This is a genomic window from Streptomyces sp. NPDC051180 (assembly GCF_040689545.1).
Lineage (GTDB): Bacteria > Actinomycetota > Actinomycetes > Streptomycetales > Streptomycetaceae > Streptomyces.
Map to the genome: position 1 here is coordinate 175,434 of NZ_JBFBBC010000009.1, position 19,006 is coordinate 194,439.

The window sequence follows — 19,006 nt, forward strand, 5'->3', positions numbered from 1 at the left end:
GGTCGTCAGGAGGGCTCTCGTGGACCGTCGCCCAGGAGGGTCACGAGGTCGTCGAGGATGCCGGTGAACTCCGGGCCGGGCATCTTCGCCAGGAAGACCTCCCCGTCGTGCTCGGGGCGCGTGCGCAGGTGGTCGGGCCGCCAGAACTGCAGCGTGACCGCCAGGTACCCGCCCTCGCGGAACAGGTGGACGATCGCGTTGTCGGTCGTGGGCCCCCAGTCCAGGTCCCGGTGGCGGCGGCGCACCTCGTAGGAGGCCGTGGACGCGTCGTCGTCCTGCGCCGCGAGCACGAACCGCCGGTGCGCGGCCTGCGGCGACGGCTCGGCGACGGCGGGACGGAACTCCGTGGCGGAGCGCAACCGGTCGACGGTGTTCCGCACGGCGAGACGGAACTGCGGGACGTAGGCCATGTTGTCGTCGCAGGTCAGATGCTCGTTCGCGATCCACAGATCCACGCGCCGGAGGGCCTGGCCCCCTTCGCCGACCTCGGCGGCGAACCGCCGCCTCTCTCCGAGAACGACCGTCATACGGGGAACCTCACGACTGCCCTAGGGCCTGTCGTCACAGTCCCCTCGTTGCCCGCGGGGCAGAGGGGAATGTGACGACAGGCCCTAGGACCGGCCCTGGCGGCGGCTGTACGTGTCGCTCGCGGTGGGGACGGAGTTGTGGACCGCGGCGGCACCGAAGGACACCCGGTCGTGCTGGGCCTGACGGCGGGCCAGTTCCTCGTGTCGGAGTCCCTCGGCCGTCTCGGTGCGGCTGCTGCCGCGGCGCAGGAGGGTGAGCAGGAGCAGGGCGCCGGAGCCGGCGAGTATCGCGAAAAGGATCAGCAGAGCGGTCATGTGTGTCTCCCCCGTCGTTTTCGTCAGGGTAGGTCGCCGGGTGGGGCGGTGTCAGGGGGACGGACCACGTCGTGTGTGCCGCCGCTGCGGTGGACGGGGGTGGGTCAGGGCTCGCGGAGGCGCCGGGATCGCGGCGCCTGTCGGGGCGACAGCGGGGGCGGGCGGGCGGACGGCACGCCGGTGCGGGGGGATGCCGATCCGGCGCCGGCTCGGGAGCGGGGGCCGATCGGGGATCCGGCACCGGGGACCGTGGGGCCGACCGGGCGCCGCTTCCTGGAGCGGGGCGCGACCGGGACGTGGCTCGCCTCGCGTCGCTGCCGGGTCGTGCGGACCGGCGGCGACGCGGGGTGGTGGGCGGAATCAGGTCGTGGGCGGGCCGGCGAGGAGGGTCGGGGTCGCGGCGGTGAGGACGTCGGTGATGCGGGACCAGGTGGCGTCGTCGCGGGTGAGGGGTGGGAGGAGGGTGCCGGTGCCGGTGCCCCAGGCGGTGGCGAGGGCGACGGGGTCGGCGCCGGAGACGGCGCCGGCGGCGAGGGCGGCGGCGCCGAGGGCGACGAGTTCGGTGGCGGCGGGGACGACGAGGGGGCGGCCGGAGAGGCGGCGGACGGTGTCGGTCCAGACGCGGCCGCGGGCGCCGCCGCCGATGAGGCGCAGGGGGCGGTCGCGTACGGCGGGGTCGGCGGGGTCGAGACCGCAGGCGGCGAGGAGGCGGTCGAGGGCGTGGAGCACGGTGAAGGCCGCGCCCTCGTAGGCGGCTCCGAGGATCGACCGGGGGTCGGTGCCGTGCCGGAGGCCGGTGACGAGACCGGCGGCGTGCGGCAGGTCGGGGGTGCGTTCGCCGTCGAGGTAGGGCAGGACGACGACGCCCTCGCCGGGGCGCGCGTCCTCCCGTTCGAGGCCGAGGAGCGTGGCGAACCGGTCGACGGCGAGGGTGCAGTTGAGGGTGCAGCCGAGCGGGAGATGGGTGCCGTCGGTGGCGGCGAAGCCGGCGAGTCCGGCGTCGGCGGGACGGGTGCGGGTGGCGGCGAAGACCGTGCCGGAGGTGCCGAGGCTGACGACCGGGTGGTCGAGCAGTCCGGTGCCGCCGAGGCCGAGGCCGACGGCCGCGGCCATGTTGTCGCCGGTTCCGGCGGCGACGACGACGGTGCGCGGCAGGCCGAGCGCCTCGGCGGCGGCTTCGGTGAGGGTGCCGACGCGGGTGGCGCCGGTGGGGGCGACGGCCGGCAGCAGGGCCGGGTCGAGGCCGATGAGGTCGAGGACCTCCGGGTCGTACGCGCCGGCCGGAGCCGGGCCGTCGGGACGGCCGCCGTTCGGGCCGTGGGCGGTCACGCCCGCCTCGTCGCGGCCTCCCCGGTCTCCTGCCGGGGCGGGGCCCTCGCCCGTTCGGTACCAGCACGTCCCCGACGCGTCGCCGGGGTCGGTGACCGCGATGCCGGTGAGGCGTTCGGTGAGGTGGTCGTGGGGGAGGCGGACGGCGGTGGTGGCGGCGGCGTGGTGGGGCTCGTGCTCGCGGAGCCACTGCCATTTGGCGGCGGTCATGGAGGCGACGGGGAGCGAACCGGTGCGGGCCGGCCAGGAGTCGGGGCCGCCGAGGCGGGTGGCGAGGGCGGCGGCCTGGGGGGCGGAGCGGGTGTCGTTCCAGAGGAGGGCGGGGCGTACGGGGCGGGCGTCGGCGCCGAGGGTGACGAGGCCGTGCTGCTGGCCGGCGACGGCGATGCCGGTGACGGCGGCGGGCGGCGCGCCGGAGTCGCCGACGGCCGCGCGGACGGCGGCGCACAGGGCGGTCCACCATGCGTCGGGGTCGGACTCGCGGGCACCGCCGGTGCCGGTGACGGTGTGCGGGGCGCGTCCGACGGCGAGGACCTCGCCGGTGTCCGCGTCGACCGCGAGGGCCTTGCAGGACTGCGTGGAGCTGTCCACGCCGATCACGACGGAGCGGCTGGTGGGCACACCGTCACCTCTTCTCTTCACTCGTCGGGTCTGGCGCCGAGCGCCCCCGTCCCGTATTAGTTATCTCAGAAAACAAATCCGGTGGCCAGTAGCAAGGAGACACCATGACGGAGCGCTTCTCCCCCACGCCCGAGGACCGTTTCACCTTCGGCCTGTGGACCGTCGGCTGGCAGGGCCGCGACCCCTTCGGCGACGCGACCCGGCCCGCCCTCGACCCCGTCGAGGCGGTGGAGCGGCTCGCCGGTCTCGGCGCGTACGGCATCACCTTCCACGACGACGACCTGATTCCCTTCGGCGCTTCGGAGGCCGAGCGCGAGACGGCGGTGAAGCGCTTCCGGGGCGCCCTGGAGCGCACCGGCCTCGCGGTGCCGATGGCCACGACGAACCTGTTCGGCCACCCCGTCTTCAAGGACGGCGCCTTCACGGCCAACGACCGGGACGTGCGGCGGTTCGCGCTGCGCAAGACCCTCCGCAACATCGACCTGGCCGTCGAGCTCGGCGCCACGGTCTACGTCGCGTGGGGCGGCCGCGAGGGTGCCGAGTCCGGCGCCGCGAAGGACGTCGGGGTCGCGCTCGACCGGATGAAGGAAGCCTTCGACCTGCTCGGCCAGTACGTCACCGAACAGGGCTACGACCTGCGGTTCGCGATCGAGCCCAAGCCGAACGAGCCGCGCGGCGACATCCTGCTGCCGACCATCGGCCACGCGCTCGCCTTCATCGAGCGGCTGGAGCGGCCCGAGCTCGTGGGGGTGAACCCGGAGACCGGGCACGAGCAGATGGCCGGCCTGAACTTCCCGCACGGCATCGCGCAGGCGCTGTGGGCGGGCAAGCTGTTCCACATCGACCTGAACGGCCAGTCCGGGATCAAGTACGACCAGGACTTCCGCTTCGGGGCGGGCGACCTGCGGCAGGCGTTCTGGCTGGTGGACCTGCTGGAGACGGCCGGGTACGCGGGGCCGCGCCACTTCGACTTCAAGCCGGTGCGCACCGACGGCTTCGACGGGGTGTGGGAGTCGGCGAAGAACTGCATGCGCAACTACCTCATCCTGAAGGAGCGCACGGCCGCCTTCCGCGCCGACTCCGACGTACGGGACGCGCTGGCCGCCTCCCGGCTGCCGGAGCTCGCCGTGCCGACGGCCGCCGACGGCCTGGCCGGGCTGCTCGCCGACCCGACGGCGTACGAGACGTTCGACCCGGAGGCCGCGGCGGCGCGCTCGATGGCCTTCGAGCACCTCGACCAGCTCGCCCTGGAGCACCTGCTCGGCGTCCGCTGAGAGCTGCGGCGACGCACTCGGCGCCCCGCGAGCGTCGAACGGCGGACGGCCGGTTCCGGCCGGAGCACCACGTGTTCGTGCCGATGGCCGGCCGGCCGCTCGCCGGTCTCCTCCAGGAGCGGGGCGGCGGCCTTGGCTCCCAGGAGCGGGGCGGCGGCCCTGGCCTCCGGGGTCAGGGCGCCGGCCGCCGTACGGAGGTCAGGGGGACGGTCGCGGCGGCCGCGAACTCGATGGCGTCGTAGCCGACGAGGGCCATGCCCTCCGGGACGGCCCCGATGCGGGCGCCGGTGGCGCGGGCGCGGCCCCCGGGACACCGGTGCCCGGCAGAATGGCCGTGTCGGCCGTGCCTCCCGGGCGCGGCCGGGGCCCGGCTCGAACCGTCCTCGAGGAACCCGTGATGCGCGTCGCCCTGTTCGTCACCTGCGTCAACGACGCCGTCTTCCCTGCGACGGGGGTGGCCGTGGTCCGGCTGCTCGAACGACTGGGCGTGGAGGTCGACTTCCCCGCCGCGCAGACCTGCTGCGGGCAGCCGCAGTACAACACCGGCTACCGCGACCTGGCCGCCCCGCTGGTCCGACGCACGGTCAGCGCCTTCGAGGGGTACGACCACGTGGTGACCCCGTCCGGGTCGTGCGCGGCGATGGTCCGCTCGCACTACGCGGGGTTCGGCGCGCAGGCGGCGGGGCTGGCTCCGCGGACGTACGAGCTGACGGAGTTCCTCGTGGACGTGCTGGGGGTGACGGACGTCGGCGCATACTTCCCGCACCGGGTGACCTACCACCCGTCCTGTCACGGGCTGCGGATGCTGGGGCTCGGCGAGCGTCCCCGGCGCCTTCTGGAGGCGGTGAGGGGACTGGAGCTCGTGGAGCTGCCGGGCGCGGAGGAGTGCTGCGGCTTCGGCGGTACCTTCGCGGTGAAGAACCCGGACGTGTCGGCGGCGATGGGCGCCGACAAGATCGCGAACGCGCTGTCCACCGGAGCCGAGGTGCTCTGCGGCGCGGACAACTCCTGTCTGCTGCACGTGGGCGGGATGCTGAGGCGGCGGGACGCGCCGCTGAGGGCGCTGCACCTGGCGGAGATCCTGGCGAGCACGGAAGAGGAGCCCTGGCGATGAGCGGTGGGACGACCCGCACGGGCGGACCGGGTGACGGGCGGGCCTTCCTCGGCATGCCGTCGTTCCCGGAGGCGGCGCACGACGCCGTCGGCGACGAACGGCTGCGGGCCAACCTCCGGCACGCCACGCACACCATCCGGGACAAGCGGGCCCGGGCGGTGGCGGAGCTGGACGACTGGGCCGAGCTGCGCGAGGCGGGCAAGCGGATCAAGGACGACGTCCTGCGGAACCTCGACACCCATCTGCTCCGGCTGGAGGAGGCGGTGACGGCCGCCGGCGGCACCGTGCACTGGGCCGCCGACGCGGACGAGGCCAACCGGATCGTCACCGAGCTGGTGAGGGCGACGGGCGAGACGGAGGTCGTCAAGGTCAAGTCGATGGCCACCCAGGAGATCGGGCTCAACGAGCACCTGGAGGCCGAGGGCATCGCCGCCTACGAGACGGACCTCGCGGAGCTGATCGTCCAACTCGGTGACGACCGCCCCTCGCACATCCTGGTGCCGGCGATCCACCGCAACCGCGGCGAGATCCGGGACGTCTTCCGCGAGCGGATGGGGCGTTGGGGGCGCCCGGCGCCCAAGGGGCTCGGGGACGAGCCGGCCGAACTGGCCGAGGCCGCGCGGCTGCACCTGCGGGAGAAGTTCCTGCGGGCCCGGGTCGGCGTCTCCGGGGCGAACTTCATGGTCGCCGAGACCGGCACCCTCGTCGTCGTCGAGTCCGAGGGCAACGGCCGGATGTGCCTGACGCTGCCCGAGACCCTCATCTCGGTCGTCGGCATCGAGAAGGTGGTGCCCACCTGGCGCGACCTGGAGGTGTTCCTCCAGACGCTCCCCCGCTCCTCGACGGCCGAGCGGATGAACCCGTACACCTCGATGTGGACCGGGACGACCGACGGCGACGGGCCGCGCGCCTTCCACCTGGTCCTCCTGGACAACGGCCGCACCGACGTGCTCGCCGACGAGGTGGGACGCCAGGCGCTGCGGTGCATCCGCTGCTCGGCCTGTCTCAACGTCTGCCCGGTGTACGAGCGGGCGGGCGGCCACGCGTACGGCTCCGTCTACCCCGGCCCGATCGGCGCGATCCTCACCCCGCAGCTGCGGGGCACGACGAGCGCGATCGACGCCTCGCTGCCGTACGCCTCCTCGCTCTGCGGGGCCTGCTACGAGGTGTGTCCCGTCGCGATCGACATCCCCGAAGTGCTGGTCCACCTGCGGGAGCGGGTCGCCGGACAGGGCGGGCACCGCCTGGAACGGGCCGCCGTCACGGCCGCCACCTGGCTGCTCGACCGTCCGCGCGCGCTGGCGGCCGGCGAGCGGCTCGCCTCCGCGACCCGCGCGCTGCACCCGCGACGGCTGCCGGGGCCGGGCGCCCGGCAGTGGTCGGACCACCGCGACCTGCCCGAGGCGCCCGCCGAACCGTTCCGCGACTGGTGGAGGAAGAACCGGACATGACACCCGACACCACGGCCTCCCGCGCGCGGGTCCTCGCACACATCCGCGCCGCCGTCGCCGACGCCCCGGAGGCGCCAGGCGTGACCCGCGAGTACCGCGTGAGCCACGTCCCGGACGACCCGGACGCCGTCCTCGACCTGCTCCACGAGAACCTCGCCGACTACCGCGCCCACGTCCGCCGCACGACGCCTGACGGACTCGGCGAGGTGATCGCCCGGCTGCTCGCGGAGCGCGGCGCGCGCAGCGTCGTCGTCCCGCCCGGGCTGCCCGCCGGCTGGCTCGGCGCCACCGACGCCGAGCTGCGGACCGACGACCCTCCGATGACGCCGGACGAACTCGACGCCACCGACGCCGTGGTGACGGGCTGTGCGCTGGCCGTCGCCGAGACCGGCACGATCGTCCTCGACGGCGGCCCCGGCCAGGGCCGGCGGGCCCTCACCCTCGTCCCCGATCTGCACGTGTGCGTGGTGCGGGCCCCCGGCCAGGTGGTGGCGTCGGTGCCGCAGGCGCTCCCCCGGCTCGATCCGACGCGCCCGCTCACCTGGATCTCCGGCCCCTCCGCCACGAGCGACATCGAACTCGACCGGGTGGAGGGCGTCCACGGGCCGCGCACCCTGGAGGTCGTCCTGGTGACCGACGGCGGCTGACGCCGTGGCGCGCCGGCCGGAGTTCGGCGGGCGGTGGGGGCGGAGAGCGTCAGGTCGCCCTGGAGGAAGAGCTCCAGCAGGTCGAAGGCCCTGGCCACCGCCGCTACGAGTCGCCCCCTGCACACACCCCGTCCTCGCGCCGTCCGGCCTGGCGCACCACGACCGAGATCGCGGACGGAGACCACCGCGGGCGGCCTGTCGCCGGCACCCGGTCCGCGTCAGGACCGCTGCCCGGTGGACACGGACCGGGCATCCGTCGCGGACGCCGGCGGCCGGGGCCGTCAGCGGGCCGCCGGTTCGGCGAGCAGGTCGTCGACGACGGAGAGACGCGTCTCGGGGTAGTACTCGGCGATCGCCTCGCGCATCATCGCCTCGCCCTCGGGGTCGGGCGTCCCGCACCGCTCGCGCGTCTGCCGGTCGGGCCAGCGGGCGTACGCCACCCAGGTGCCGTCGTCCGCCCGGTGGAGCCGGGAGCCGTAGCTGCCGCACTCCCGGCGGATGGCCTCGGTCACCCGGTGCCAACCGTCGACGAGCGCCTGCTCGTGCCCCGGACGCGCACGCCACCGGTACATCACCGCGAACATCTCCCGGCCTCCCTCGCCTCGGGGCGACCGGCGCCGCCCTCACCCCAGACCGAACTACACCGACCAGTTCACTGTCAAGACTGAACAGTTCTGTTCATGACCTCCATGGGACGGGCGATCCGCTCCGCGCGCGTGCCGTCCCCGCCTGTCGGCCACCGAGTTCAGCCGCCGATCACGCACTGCTCGCCCCGGCGGAGCACGAGCCGGGACGTCCCCGCGGGGGTCCGCACCTCGACGTCGGCGTCGCGGTCGGCGTGGAGGAGCGCGCGGTACGACCCCGGCGACCAGGTCAGGTCCAGGCGGGCGCCGAACCGGGTCCGTACACCGTCGACACGGCCGCGCGGGCACAGGGACGGCGGCGCGGGCAGGAGGACGAGTCGGCCGGACGCGGACTGGACGAGACACTCGATCAGGAGGGCCGGCAGGGCGTGCGCGGCGTCGTGGACGTCGCGGGCCGGATAGCGCGAGCTCATCAGGGAGTCGTGGAAGTAGTCCCCGGCGAGGATCTGCCGGAGGGCGTCACCGGTGCGGGCCGAATCCCCCAACCTGGCGGCGACCAGGCCATGGTGGAGATGGCCGTAGCCCGAATCGTCCTCGCTGCCGCACAGTTCGAGGCCGCGGCGCGCGGCGCGGGCCGGGTCCGGGGTGTCGTACGGATCGATCTCGTCCAGTGGCCGGACGGGGTGGAGGTGGCTGAGGTGGAGGTGGCTGAGGCGCCGGTGCCGGTAGTGGTCGCCGAGGCCGGGCAAGGCCCGATCGGCGAGCGCCCCGTCGTCGTTGACCCGGTACGGCGGGAGGCGGTCGGTGAGCGCACGCCAGCGCGCCGCGTCCGCGGCGGGCGCGCGGTCCGCGGCGGCGCGCAGGGCGTGGCGTGCGGCGGCGATGTCCACAGTGACGTCGACCGCGCCCCGGGTTCCGAAGATCGCCCGGGCGTTCTCCCGCCATCCGTCCACGTGTCTGTTCACCAGCGTCGCCTGTGCCCGCGTCGCCTCGGGCAGGTCGACACCGCCGGCGGAGGCGGTCTGGAGGTTCGGGTCGGCGTGGGTGGTGAGCGCCCCGGACCAGGCGGCGTCCCAGTCCCCCGTCCAGAGACCGGGCAGCCGGGGCGGCATCCCGGAGGAGGAGAGCAGGTGGTAGCGGCCCGCGGCGAAGAGGCGTTCGAGCAGGGCGGGGCTCTCGGGGCGCTGGAGGGGCGCCGAACCGGGGAGGGCCCCCTCGGCCCGGTCGGCCCCGAGGTCGAGCGTGACGCGCCGCTAGGCGGGTGCGTGCAGGGCGGTGTGGCGGGCGAGCAGCCGGGCGCGGACGGCGGCGGGATCAGTGGTTCCGGCTCCGGAACCGATTCCGTCGCGGACTCCGACTCCGACTCCGGGTCCGGCTCCAGCCCCGGCTCCGGCTCCCGCTCCGACTCCCGTTCCGGTGACCAGCGATCGCAGCGCCGCCGTCTCCCCGTCCAGATCGAAGCCCTCCGCGTGGCGGCGGACGCGAGTGAGGAGGAGCAGCCGGCCGGCGCCCTCGATCCGTACGCCGGAGGCGGTGAGGGAGGTGCGGCCGGTGTCGGTGACCAGGAGGGTGAGGCCGGTGTAGCCGAGAGGACCGTCCGGGTAGCGGGCGCAGAGGGAGAGGACGCACTCGCGCCGTGCGGTGGCGACGCCCCGGCCGATCGCGAGGCCCGCGGGGACCCCGGGCAGCCGGTGGTCGAGGTCGATCTCGACCGAGGGGCCGGGCGCGGTCACGTACTGCACGACGACGTCGTCGGCGCGGGAGACGAAGACCTCGCTCCGCCGCTCCCCACAGGCGCCCGTGACGACCCCGGTGGTGACGTCCACGGACCGGCGCACCGGGAGGGCCCCGGGCGCGGGCGCGCGGCGGACGCGGGTGCGGAATCCGGGATGGATGGGCTGGACCCGACGCAGTGGGTGGCCGTCGGTGAACGTCTCGGCCGCGGCGGGGTCCCCTCCGAGCAGGGCGTCCCGGAGTGCGGGGTGGTACCGGGCATCCTGGCGGGGCGGTGCGGTGGCGGCGGGCGGGTCGCTCGGCCGGACGAGGGTGCGGTGGGTGACCGTGACGGGGTCGTCGTCGGGGTCGCCGTGGACCAGGGCGCCGTGGCACCCGTTCCCGGCGAGGAAGGCGTCCTCCCAGCGGGCGGCAGGAGCGGGTTCCCAGGTGCCGTGGATCATCCGCGTCCCTCCGTGCCAGGGACCGGAGCGCCGTCTCCCCCGGTGCCGGTGGCGATGAGTCGGTCCCGGGCGGCGACCTCGTGCCGCTCCAGGACGGCGGCGACGGTCACCGCGCCGTCGGCGGGGGTGATCTCCTCGGACCACAGGGTGCCGGCCCCTCGACGCGGACGGGCGCACCGACTGCGGCACCTTCCGCGTACCGCTACCTGTCGGTCGCCGAGGACGGCCTCGTCCGCGCGTCGGCGAAGGAGCCGGGCGGCTGGGTCGTACGGGAGACGTTCCGGGTCGAAGCCCATGGGACGGGCACCTCCTTGTGCACCTCGGGACGGGGGCTACCCCTTTGTCGCCGCCGGAGCCGTGAAGGTTGCCGCCGATCGCGCCTCCGCCGAGACGTTCACCGTGGAGGACGGCCCGCGTCCTCGTCTCCCCCCGGCGAGGACGCGGGCGGGCGCCGTGCACCGACGGCCCGGCCCGTACAGCTACCGGACGCTGACCGCCCCCGTGGACATCCGGGCCGTCACGGACCTGCGTGTCAGCCTGCGGGGGGCGGTACGGCCGGCGCGGCTGGAGTTCTCGGGGCGAGCCGGCGTGGGGACCTGAAGCGGCATTCGTCCGGTGCCGGGCCCTTGGCGTGCGAGCGGCTTACCTCCTCAGTTGCCGGCCCGGCACGCCTTGAGCGAGTCGATGAAGGCGGTGAAGGCGGCGGCGGAGAGCACGAGGGGCTGACCGGCCGGGCGCTTGGAGTCGCGGACGGGGACGGCGTCGAGGGAGGGCACGAGGTCGAGGGCGACTTCCACGCAGTTGCCGCCGTCGTCACTGTAGGTGGACTTGAACCAACGGGGGGAATCGGTCGTCACAGCATGCCCTTTCGCGCTCCCTCGATCATGGCCACGGTGTCCGCCTGTGAGAGCGATTCCGCCGCGAGTTGATGGTAGAGCGTGAGCATGGCCGACACAGCTCCGCTTTCCTTCTCCAAGTGGCCCTGGGATTGGGACTCGGCGTAGGACAGCACGGATCGATCGGGCAGCGTCGCGAGGTTCACCGGGCGGTTGATCGCACGCCGCTCCCCTATGTCGAACGGAGCCAGTTGAACGACGGTGTACGGGCGCGCCGCCAGCCTCACGAGCTGGTCAAGCTGCGCGGCCATGACCGCACGGCCGCCGACAAGGCGACGGATGCAGCTCTCGTCCATCACGACGAACAGCATCGGAGGCCGCTCACGCTCCAGAATCCGCTGACGCTCGCTCAGGAACGTGACACGTTCTTCGGCCTGCTCGCTCGTGATGGATCCCCGCGCCACCGCAGCGTGCGCCAGAGCCCGTGCGTACTCGGGCGTCTGAAGGAGGCCCGGGACGACCCCGATCTCGAACAACCGGATCTCCACAGCCCTACGCTCCCGATGGGCGTATTCCGGGAAGCCCTCCATGAGCGCACCGAGCCGCAGCCGCTGGCGCTCGCGATCGAAGGACTGATCCGTTCCCGTCAGCCCGAAGGCCGCATCGAGTACTCCCGAGAATTTGGGAGTTGAGGGTCGACTGCCGGTTTCGACCGCGGAGATGTGTTTACTGGAGTACCTCGTCCGCTCCGCCAGATCCTCCTGCGTCCAGCCGCGCTCCTCGCGCAACCTGCGCACACGCGCCCCGTAAGCGGCCAGGGGCCCACTGTCGGGCTCCAGCACCTTGCGATTGACCACAACTCTCCCTCCGTCGCCCGCACGTTGAAGGAATATCGACTGTAGGTCACGCTGATGGCTCCTGGTAGTGAAACCGCTACGGAGAGGAGCACCCATGCCCGAACCCGACCGCCCCGCCCCCGTCCCCGACCTCGGGGCGTTCATGGCGGCAGACACACCCGAGGGAAGGCCACGCCTCGGGAAGGTGACCGCCTGGGACGGAGAGTTCGTCCATCTGCAACGGCCGGGCGGAGGAGGCGGATGGACGGCGGTGCCGGGCGAGTTGCGACGGCCGACCGGGGAGGAGCAGGCGTTGATCCGCGTGCTCACCACGCCGGTCACGAGGGCGGCCCGCCTGGGGCAGACGGGCCCGGAGCGGCCGGTGGTCCTGTCGGTGGACCCCGTACCGCCGGCCGTGGCGGTTCCGGGTTGCGCCACCTGTGACGCCGCCGCGGAGCGGGAGCGGTACAGCCTTCGGACGCACGACCATTCGGCGGCTGCGGACTTCCGGGTGGAGATCCGCGGCCACCCGCACGAGGAGCCGAGGACGACGCCCCGGGAGGGGGCGTGACGGTCGCGCGGGTCTACCGCATGGTGAGGCACCCCGGGCCGGAGTCGGAGCTCACCGTGACCTCGCGATGCCTGGACGGCGGGTGGGCGTGGGAGGCGGAGCCGGCGCCGCTGCCCGGAGCGGGGGTGGCCGGGTGCGAGGCGCACACCGCGGCCACCGGGCACACCACGTTCGCGGTTCGTCTGGAGTTCGTCGCGCTGGTGACCGCCGAGACCGCGGGCGAGGCGGGCGGCGGGTGACGCGGCGGCGGCTCGTGTCCCGGGGTCAGCCGCGGAGGGTGTCGATGGCCTTCTCGATGCGTCGGCGGCGCGTGTCGGCCCCCTTCGCGCTCTCGATGGCGAGCACGTGCCGGCGCTTGTGGGTGTGGGAGAGGCTGTCGTACGCAGCGCGAATGAAGGGGTCCTCGTCCAGGGCGGCGGCGAAGTCCGGGGGCTCGACGACGACGCGGGGCTCGGTGTCGAGCTCCAGCTCGACCTCGACCTCCTCGCCGGTCTCGACGCCGGCGGCCTCCCGGTTGGCCTTGCTGAGGCCGAGCAGGTGGCGGCCTCGCATGATGGCGACCCGACTCTTCCAGGAATGCCCGTTGACGGTGATCGTCACCGGAGGTCGCGCGCCTCCCCCGAGAGCCTCCACCACCTCGGGCGGAACCTCCAGACCGCGCATGCGCTCGGGCGGCTCGACCTCGGACCGAAACTTCATGCTCTTCCTCCAGTTGTCCTGCCGGCATACGACGCATCGGCCCCGCCCGGGTTCGGGAGCCGCTCCGGACGGCCGGCCCCGCTGGGCGACGACGGGCCTGAGGATCGTAGCCCCGGCCTTCCGCGCCTCGGCGCCGCATCTCGGCCATGTCGCGGACCAGTTCCCGATACGAGCGCATCCGGCCCCGGGGCGCGACCGAGCACGGGAGTCGGGCACCCACCGCCCTCAGGCGCGGACCCTCCGGACCGTGCGGACGAAGCCTCCGGCCAGACTCCTCCTGACCGCTCGGGAACGGCCGGACGGAGGGACCGGTTCCGCTAAACAGGCCAGCTCAAAAGGCATCTGACGGATCGTCGCCGACGCGCCTCAAGATCATCTACTGCCGCAACCTATGCGATCATGAACGGCGCTTCCGGCCGCTCGCCGGAAAACCCTCGTCCGATTGCAGAGGATCATGAAGCTCTTCTCGTTCACCCGTGCCCGGCACGGCCTGCTCGTTCTCGCCGCATCCCTCGGTCTCGTCTTCGGCGTCTCGGCCGCTCCGGCCCAGGCGGCCGGCCCGGACTACTGGCTGGCCACCGTCGAGATCCGCGCAGAGCACTCCGGCCAGTGCCTTGAGGTTGCCGACTGGAGCAAGGCGAACGGCGCGGCCGTCCGCCAGTGGCCCTGCACCGGTGGAGCCAACCAGAAGTGGAACCGCTACTCCCCCAAGGACAACCACGGGGCGTACTACTACGTGAACGTCAACAGCGGCAAGTGCCTGGAGATCGGTGGCTGGGGGCGCAACAACGGTGCGACCGCCAACCAGTGGGACTGCCACTGGGGTCTCAACCAGACCTTCCGCGGTCAGTTCGGTCTCGTCATGGAGTACTCGTACGCCGCGAACAAGTGCCTGGAGATAGCCGACTGGAGCACGCAGGCGGGTGCCCCCGCGCGTCTGTGGTCGTGCACCACGGGTGCCAACCAGACGTTCGACATCAGGTCCGTGGCCTAGGACCTGTCCGGGCGACCAAGCCGGGCTCAGTCTTCGGGAATCCGCACCGACACGGCGCCGCGGAGCTACCTCTGCCGGATCAGACGGAGATCGGCTTGCGGTAGCGGACGTACTCGTTCTGGCGCCGGAACCCTACGCCCTCGTAGAGGTCGTAGGATCGGTGCGGATTCGCGGTCCCGGTGTACAACCGGACAGTCTCCGCACCGTGCCCGCGAAGGCATCGCAGCCCGTCCAGTAGCAGGGCCCGCCCGAGTCCCAGACGCCGTGACTCCTTCCGGACGCTCAATTCCTCGACTTCGCCCATGGTGGCGTCACGCCGATGGATGGAGCACAGGGCGACACCGGCCATATCCTCCCGATCCCAAGCAGCCCGCCAGCAGGTCGGGTCGGCCGTGGCGAGGAAGCTCTCGAACGTCCACCTCTCGGTGAAGGCGGCCTCCGCATAGGAATCGACGACCGTCTTCCAGGCCGCGCGGTAGCTGCTTGGATCGACGGCTCCGACGCGGATGCCGGCCGGCAACGGCTTGCCGTCGGGGAGCTGTCGGAGATCGGCCAGCTCCAGCTCCACCAGGCTGAAGACACGCCGGTATCCCGCGTCGAGCAGGAGCGCCGTCGCATCCTGTTGAGAGGCCATGGCGTTCGCGCCGATCACGGCCGTCCGTGCGGTTCCATGCTGGTGCACGAGCCGGCGGATACGGCTTTCCGCCCAGCTCAGCAAGGCTGAGCCGATGCCCTGGCCGCGGTGCTCGGGCAGCAGGTAGCCGCGGTGCAGGTACAACCGCGTCCCGTCCCGCTCCTGCCACCACCTGATCGTCGCGTAGCCGACGACACCACCGTCGTGCTCCACCAATGCCTGGTTCTCGGACGGGTCGTCGAGCCGGGCGGAGGCTTCGGCGATCTCGGCTGCCGTCGGGAGACCTTCCACGACCGAGCGGGCGTCGATCCGGTCCCACTCCGCACAGCCGAGCCGCACAGCGGCCATGGCGCCGTGGTCTTCGTGGCCGCGATACGGCCGGAGGACGTAGCCAGGCAACTGTCCCGGCGATGCGCGCCCGTTGCCGCCGTTCCCGCTCACACCAAGACCCCCGTTACGTTGGATGTGCGGTGTCATCGATCTCGGAAGCGTAGGCCGTGCCGATCAGGACTCTGGAGAAGACCAGCGTCCCACGGTGCCGGCCCGGCAGGCCGCGCAAGAAGCCTCAGAGCGTCGCGGCGTCCGGCCTTCCGGCTTCGACGAAGAGCGGTACAAGAATCGCAACACCGTCGAGCGAGCGATCAAGACGGTGGCGAGCACGGCGGCAGCGAGCCAGCCCAGGGCGCGGCCCGCCGGCGTCGGCGAGGGGCGGGCCGTCGGCGTCCGTGACGCTCAGCGCCCGGGGCGCAGGACGCGCGGACTTCGGTGCCGTACGAGGCGTGGACGCCCTCGCGCGTGAGCCAGGCGCCCCGCTGGTCGGGCGCGATAGAAAACGCTTTCACGAAGCCTGTGCGAAGCATTGACGAAACGTGAACGCCCCCCTAGTTTCATGCCCGTTGCACTTCGTACGTCATATATGAGACGCGATACACGAGATCTGAGAGTGCTCCATGGCCTTCGCCCCGAGTCCCATCCCATCCCGCACCCAGTACGTCCTGGAGGCGATCAAGCACGACATCCTCACCGGGGGTCTCAGACCGGGCCAGGCGCTCGTGGAGACCGAACTCGCCACGCGTTTCGGGGTGTCGAAGACGCCGGTGCGCGAGGCGCTCAAGACCCTCGCGGGCAGCGGGCTCGTGGTGATGAACCAGTACAAGGGCGTCACGGTCCGGATGGTCGACGCGGACATGGCCCGCGCCGTGTACGACGTGCGGCTGCTCCTGGAGCCCGAGGCGGTCCGCCGCGCCGTCGCCTCCGGCGCCCCGCTCGACGCGGCCCACGAGGCGCTGCGGCGCGCCGCGGGCGCCGAGGACCCGGCGGAACGGTCGCTGGCCAACCGGGAGTTCCACCGTGCGCTCTACCTGCCCTGCGGGAATCCGCTGCTCGGCCGGATGCTCGACGAGGTCCGGGACCAGGCCGCCCTGGTCTCGACGGTCGCCTGGGCCGCCGTCCCCTCCTGGGAGCGCGAGGCCGCGGAGCACGAGGAGATCCTGCGGCTGGCCGTCGCGGGGGACGTCGCCGGGGCCGGGCGGGCGGTGCACGAGCACATCGCCTCGTTCGTCGAGCGCGCCTTCCCAGCTTCGCCCGTGAACAGCGAGTGAGCGTCCACCCCGTGGGCGCACAGCCCGTGAGCGAACTGCGAGGCACCATGGAATTCGAGACGCTGAGGACCGCCCTCGCCGACGTCGTGGCGATCCCGGTCACCCCCTTCGCCGAGGACGGCTCGGTCGACACCGCCGCCCACCGCGCGCTGCTGCGGCGGCTGCTCGACGGCGGGGTGCGGACCCTCACCCCCAACGGCAACACCGGCGAGTTCTACGCGCTCGCCCCCGAGGAGCGCCGGGCCGTCACCGAGGCGACCGTCGAGGAGGCCGGCGGCCGCGCAGTGATCCTGGTCGGCGTCGGCCACGACGTGCCGACCGCCGTCGAGGCCGCCCGGCACGCCCATGCCACCGGCGCCGACATGGTGATGGTCCACCAGCCCGTCCACCCGTACGTCTCCGAGAGCGGCTGGGTCGACTACCATCGCGCGATCGCCGAGGCCGTCCCGGAGCTCGGCGTCGTCCCCTACATCCGCAACCCGCTCCTGAGCGGGGCCCGGCTCGCCGAGCTCGGCGGCGCCTGCCCCAACGTCGTGGGCGTGAAGTACGCGGTCCCGGACGCGGCCCGGTTCGCCGGCTTCGCCCGGGACGCGGGCCTCGACCGCTTCGTGTGGGTGGCGGGCCTCGCCGAGCCGTACGCCCCCGCGTACTTCGCGAGCGGGGCGACCGGCTTCACCTCCGGCCTGGTCAACGTCTCCCCCGCGCTCTCCCTGGAGATGCTGCACGCGCTGCGGGCGGGCGACTATCCGACGGCCATGAAGGTGTGGGAGCGGATCCGGCGCTTCGAGGAGCTGCGGGCGGCGAACGGCAGCGCCGACAACGTCACCGTCGTCAAGGAGGCGCTCGCCTCGCTCGGCCTGTGCCGCCGGGCGGTCCGCCCGCCGAGCCGGGAGCTCCCGGAGCCGGAGCGGGCCGAGGTCGCGGCGATCGCCGGCGGGTGGCCGATATGAGCGCCGGCGAGGGCCGCCGGCCCGAGGAGCTGCGCAGCCACCAGTGGTACGGCACGGACGGGCTGCGCTCGTTCAGCCACCGGGCCCGCACCCGGCAGCTCGGCTACCTTCCCGAGGAGCACCTCGGGAAGCCGGTGATCGCGATCCTCAACACCTGGTCCGACATCAACCCCTGCCACGTCCACCTGCGCGACCGCGCGCAGGCGGTGAAGCGGGGCGTGTGGCAGGCGGGCGGCTTCCCCCTCGAGTTCCCGGTCTCCACCCTGTCGGAGACCTTCCAGAAGCCGACCCCGATGCTCTACCGCAACCTGCTGGCCCTGGAGACCGAGGAGCTGCTCCGCTCCTACCCGGTGGACGGGGCGGTGCTGATGGGCGGCTGCGACAAGACCACACCGGCGCTGCTGATGGGCGCCGCCTCGGTCGACCTGCCGACGGTCTTCGTGCCGGCCGGCCCGATGCTGCCCGGCCACTGGCGCGGCGAGACCCTCGGCTCCGGCACCGACATGTGGAAGTACTGGGACGAGAAGCGGGCCGGGACGATCGGCGACTGCGAGATGGCGGAGCTGGAGAGCGGGCTGGCCCGCTCCCCCGGCCACTGCATGACCATGGGGACGGCGTCCACGCTCACCGCCGCGGCCGAGACGCTGGGCGTGACGGTGCCGGGCGCCTCCTCGGTGCCGGCGGTGGACTCGGGCCACGACCGGATGGCCGCGGCCTCGGGCCTGCGGATCGTCGAGCTGGTGCGGCAGGACCTGCGGCTCTCCCGGCTGCTCACCCGGGAGGCGTACGAGGACGCGGTGGCGGCGGTCCTGGCGCTGGGCGGCTCGACGAACGCGGTGATCCACCTGATCGCGATGGCCGGACGGTCCGGGGTGACGCTCACGCTCGACGACTTCGACCGGATCGCCCGGACCGTGCCGGTGCTCGCGAACCTGCGGCCCGGGGGGCGGTTCCTCATGGAGGACTTCCACTTCGCGGGCGGGATGCCGGGGTTCCTGTCCCGGCTCACCGACGTCCTGCACCTGGACCGGCCGACGGTGTCGCACCCGACCCTGCGCGAGCAGCTCGCGGGGGCGCTGGTCCACGACGACGAGGTGATCCGCGAGCGGTCGAGGCCGCTGGCGGAGGAGGGCGGGGTCGCCGTGCTGCGGGGCAACCTCTGCCCGGACGGCGCCGTCGTCAAGCACATCGCGGCCGAGCCGCGGCTGCTGAAGCACACCGGTCCGGCGGTCGTCTTCGACGACTACCGGACGATGCAGCGGACCATCGACGACCCGGCGCTCGGCATCACCGCCGACCACGTGCTCGTGCTGCGCGGCGCGGGCCCGAAGGGCGGGCCGGGGATGCCGGAGTACGGCATGCTGCCGATCCCCCGGTACCTCCTGGAGCAGGGGGTGCGGGACATGGTCCGGATCTCCGACGCCCGGATGAGCGGGACGAGCTACGGGGCCTGCGTGCTGCACGTGGCGCCCGAGTCGCACGTCGGCGGGCCCCTGGCCCTGGTCCGCACGGGCGACACGATCACCCTCGACGTCGCGGCCCGCTCCCTCCATCTGCACGTATCCGACGCGGAGTTGTCCGTCCGCCGGGCCGCCTGGACACCACCGCCCGCCCGGTACGAGCGCGGCTACGGCGCGCTGTACATGGAGCAGATCTCCCAGGCCGACACCGGCTGCGACTTCGCCTTCCTGTCCCGGCCGGGCTCCACCCCCGATCCGTACGCGGGCTGAGCCCCGCCCGGCCGCACCGGCCGCCCAGCCGCTCCGGCCGTCCGTCCGCCCCGCACCCCGTCCCGCCTGCCCGAGATCTCGAACGTCGTTCGCGAAGCGCTTCACCGAGAACGGAG

At 73.4% G+C, this 19,006-nt stretch carries 18 protein-coding genes and 3 pseudogenes; 10 read left to right on the plus strand and 11 right to left on the minus strand.

The genetic code is table 11. From position 1 onward, the window contains the following. Nucleotides 1–5: 5 nt before the first annotated feature. The 3 genes from AB0424_RS18325 to AB0424_RS18335 form a co-directional block, all read right to left on the minus strand. Nucleotides 6–527 carry a hypothetical protein gene (locus AB0424_RS18325; protein ID WP_366306565.1) on the minus strand — a complete coding sequence of 174 codons (522 nt, stop codon included), beginning with the start codon at nt 525–527 and terminating at the stop codon, nt 6–8. An 84-nt stretch (nt 528–611) separates the two neighbouring features. Next, complete coding sequence (locus tag AB0424_RS18330) at nt 612–842, minus strand: hypothetical protein (RefSeq protein WP_366306567.1); 231 nt, start codon at nt 840–842, stop codon at nt 612–614. 360 nt (nt 843–1,202) lie between these two features. Next, complete coding sequence (locus AB0424_RS18335) at nt 1,203–2,792, minus strand: FGGY family carbohydrate kinase (RefSeq protein WP_366306569.1); 1,590 nt, start codon at nt 2,790–2,792, stop codon at nt 1,203–1,205. Between the two features lie 104 nt (nt 2,793–2,896). Here AB0424_RS18335 and xylA point away from each other — a divergent pair, with 104 nt between their 5' ends. Continuing rightward, nucleotides 2,897–4,066: a xylose isomerase gene (gene xylA, locus AB0424_RS18340; protein ID WP_366306571.1), complete on the plus strand. Its 1,170-nt coding sequence runs from the start codon at nt 2,897–2,899 to the stop codon at nt 4,064–4,066. Between the two features lie 20 nt (nt 4,067–4,086). Here xylA and AB0424_RS18345 read toward each other — a convergent pair. After that, nucleotides 4,087–4,334: pseudogene (locus tag AB0424_RS18345) on the minus strand (hypothetical protein); the annotation flags it as partial. Nucleotides 4,335–4,463: 129 nt separating this feature from the next. Between AB0424_RS18345 and AB0424_RS18350 the strand changes: the two are divergent. The 3 genes from AB0424_RS18350 to AB0424_RS18360 are packed head-to-tail and all read left to right on the plus strand — an operon-like array spanning nt 4,464 to nt 7,278. Beyond that, nucleotides 4,464–5,180, plus strand: coding sequence for a (Fe-S)-binding protein (locus AB0424_RS18350; RefSeq protein WP_366306573.1), 717 nt, complete (start codon nt 4,464–4,466; stop codon nt 5,178–5,180). Beyond that, the gene (locus AB0424_RS18355; protein WP_366306575.1) at nt 5,177–6,631 is read left to right on the plus strand and encodes a LutB/LldF family L-lactate oxidation iron-sulfur protein; all 1,455 of its coding nucleotides are present in this window, start codon (nt 5,177–5,179) and stop codon (nt 6,629–6,631) included. The genes AB0424_RS18350 and AB0424_RS18355 overlap by 4 nt, the downstream gene beginning before the upstream one ends. Next, nucleotides 6,628–7,278 carry a lactate utilization protein C gene (locus AB0424_RS18360; RefSeq protein ID WP_366306577.1) on the plus strand — a complete coding sequence of 217 codons (651 nt, stop codon included), beginning with the start codon at nt 6,628–6,630 and terminating at the stop codon, nt 7,276–7,278. Before AB0424_RS18355 ends, AB0424_RS18360 begins: the two co-directional genes overlap by 4 nt. Before the next feature lie 35 nt (nt 7,279–7,313). Here AB0424_RS18360 and AB0424_RS18365 read toward each other — a convergent pair. From AB0424_RS18365 to AB0424_RS18385, 5 genes and pseudogenes are all read right to left on the minus strand, one after another. Beyond that, nucleotides 7,314–7,403: pseudogene (locus tag AB0424_RS18365) on the minus strand (IclR family transcriptional regulator); the annotation flags it as partial. Nucleotides 7,404–7,559: 156 nt separating this feature from the next. Continuing rightward, the gene (locus AB0424_RS18370; RefSeq protein ID WP_366306579.1) at nt 7,560–7,862 is read right to left on the minus strand and encodes an antibiotic biosynthesis monooxygenase; all 303 of its coding nucleotides are present in this window, start codon (nt 7,860–7,862) and stop codon (nt 7,560–7,562) included. A 161-nt stretch (nt 7,863–8,023) separates the two neighbouring features. Continuing rightward, nucleotides 8,024–10,039 (minus strand): annotated as a pseudogene (locus AB0424_RS18375) (glycoside hydrolase N-terminal domain-containing protein). Between the two features lie 650 nt (nt 10,040–10,689). Continuing rightward, entirely contained in the window at nt 10,690–10,896 is a 207-nt protein-coding gene (locus tag AB0424_RS18380) for a DUF397 domain-containing protein (RefSeq protein ID WP_366306581.1), read from the minus strand. After that, nucleotides 10,893–11,732 (minus strand): helix-turn-helix transcriptional regulator, encoded by an 840-nt coding sequence (locus AB0424_RS18385; RefSeq protein ID WP_366306583.1) that lies wholly within the window; start codon nt 11,730–11,732, stop codon nt 10,893–10,895. Before AB0424_RS18385 ends, AB0424_RS18380 begins: the two co-directional genes overlap by 4 nt. 94 nt (nt 11,733–11,826) lie before the next feature. On the opposite strand from AB0424_RS18385, the gene AB0424_RS18390 reads away from it, so the two are divergent. Further along, nucleotides 11,827–12,282, plus strand: coding sequence for a hypothetical protein (locus AB0424_RS18390; RefSeq protein WP_366306585.1), 456 nt, complete (start codon nt 11,827–11,829; stop codon nt 12,280–12,282). Then, complete coding sequence (locus AB0424_RS18395; protein WP_366306587.1) at nt 12,279–12,521, plus strand: hypothetical protein; 243 nt, start codon at nt 12,279–12,281, stop codon at nt 12,519–12,521. Before AB0424_RS18390 ends, AB0424_RS18395 begins: the two co-directional genes overlap by 4 nt. A gap of 25 nt (nt 12,522–12,546) precedes the next feature. On the opposite strand, the gene AB0424_RS18400 is transcribed toward AB0424_RS18395, so the two are convergent. Next, entirely contained in the window at nt 12,547–12,981 is a 435-nt protein-coding gene (locus AB0424_RS18400; RefSeq protein ID WP_366306589.1) for a YdeI/OmpD-associated family protein, read from the minus strand. Between the two features lie 454 nt (nt 12,982–13,435). Here AB0424_RS18400 and AB0424_RS18405 point away from each other — a divergent pair, with 454 nt between their 5' ends. Continuing rightward, a complete protein-coding gene (locus tag AB0424_RS18405; protein WP_366306591.1) occupies nt 13,436–13,975 on the plus strand; it encodes an RICIN domain-containing protein in 540 nt (179 codons plus the stop codon). A 79-nt stretch (nt 13,976–14,054) separates the two neighbouring features. On the opposite strand, the gene AB0424_RS18410 is transcribed toward AB0424_RS18405, so the two are convergent. Next, the gene (locus AB0424_RS18410) at nt 14,055–15,086 is read right to left on the minus strand and encodes a GNAT family N-acetyltransferase (RefSeq protein WP_366306593.1); all 1,032 of its coding nucleotides are present in this window, start codon (nt 15,084–15,086) and stop codon (nt 14,055–14,057) included. Between the two features lie 473 nt (nt 15,087–15,559). Here AB0424_RS18410 and AB0424_RS18415 point away from each other — a divergent pair, with 473 nt between their 5' ends. From AB0424_RS18415 to araD, 3 genes are read left to right on the plus strand one after another with little or no spacing between them, the layout of a single operon-like run. Next, on the plus strand, nt 15,560–16,210 hold the full coding sequence (locus AB0424_RS18415; RefSeq protein ID WP_366306594.1) for a GntR family transcriptional regulator: 651 nt from the start codon (nt 15,560–15,562) through the stop codon (nt 16,208–16,210). Nucleotides 16,211–16,257: 47 nt separating this feature from the next. Continuing rightward, the gene (locus tag AB0424_RS18420; protein WP_366306766.1) at nt 16,258–17,160 is read left to right on the plus strand and encodes a dihydrodipicolinate synthase family protein; all 903 of its coding nucleotides are present in this window, start codon (nt 16,258–16,260) and stop codon (nt 17,158–17,160) included. Further along, nucleotides 17,157–18,890, plus strand: a complete 1,734-nt coding sequence (araD, locus tag AB0424_RS18425; protein ID WP_366306596.1) for an L-arabinonate dehydratase — start codon at nt 17,157–17,159, stop codon at nt 18,888–18,890. The genes AB0424_RS18420 and araD overlap by 4 nt, the downstream gene beginning before the upstream one ends. Nucleotides 18,891–19,006: the final 116 nt, after the last annotated feature.

Bases quoted from the DNA above. Each gene is read 5' to 3' on its own strand.
- AB0424_RS18405 (WP_366306591.1), top strand. From the start codon at position 13,436: ATGAAGCTCTTCTCGTTCACCCGTGCCCGGCACGGCCTGCTCGTTCTC.
- AB0424_RS18355 (WP_366306575.1), top strand. From the start codon at position 5,177: ATGAGCGGTGGGACGACCCGCACGGGCGGACCGGGTGACGGGCGGGCC.
- araD (WP_366306596.1), top strand. From the start codon at position 17,157: ATGAGCGCCGGCGAGGGCCGCCGGCCCGAGGAGCTGCGCAGCCACCAG.
- AB0424_RS18420 (WP_366306766.1), top strand. From the start codon at position 16,258: ATGGAATTCGAGACGCTGAGGACCGCCCTCGCCGACGTCGTGGCGATC.
- AB0424_RS18325 (WP_366306565.1), bottom strand. From the start codon at position 527: ATGACGGTCGTTCTCGGAGAGAGGCGGCGGTTCGCCGCCGAGGTCGGC.
- xylA (WP_366306571.1), top strand. From the start codon at position 2,897: ATGACGGAGCGCTTCTCCCCCACGCCCGAGGACCGTTTCACCTTCGGC.
- AB0424_RS18350 (WP_366306573.1), top strand. From the start codon at position 4,464: ATGCGCGTCGCCCTGTTCGTCACCTGCGTCAACGACGCCGTCTTCCCT.
- AB0424_RS18330 (WP_366306567.1), bottom strand. From the start codon at position 842: ATGACCGCTCTGCTGATCCTTTTCGCGATACTCGCCGGCTCCGGCGCC.
- AB0424_RS18410 (WP_366306593.1), bottom strand. From the start codon at position 15,086: ATGACACCGCACATCCAACGTAACGGGGGTCTTGGTGTGAGCGGGAAC.
- AB0424_RS18415 (WP_366306594.1), top strand. From the start codon at position 15,560: ATGGCCTTCGCCCCGAGTCCCATCCCATCCCGCACCCAGTACGTCCTG.
- AB0424_RS18360 (WP_366306577.1), top strand. From the start codon at position 6,628: ATGACACCCGACACCACGGCCTCCCGCGCGCGGGTCCTCGCACACATC.
- AB0424_RS18390 (WP_366306585.1), top strand. From the start codon at position 11,827: ATGCCCGAACCCGACCGCCCCGCCCCCGTCCCCGACCTCGGGGCGTTC.
- AB0424_RS18400 (WP_366306589.1), bottom strand. From the start codon at position 12,981: ATGAAGTTTCGGTCCGAGGTCGAGCCGCCCGAGCGCATGCGCGGTCTG.
- AB0424_RS18370 (WP_366306579.1), bottom strand. From the start codon at position 7,862: ATGTTCGCGGTGATGTACCGGTGGCGTGCGCGTCCGGGGCACGAGCAG.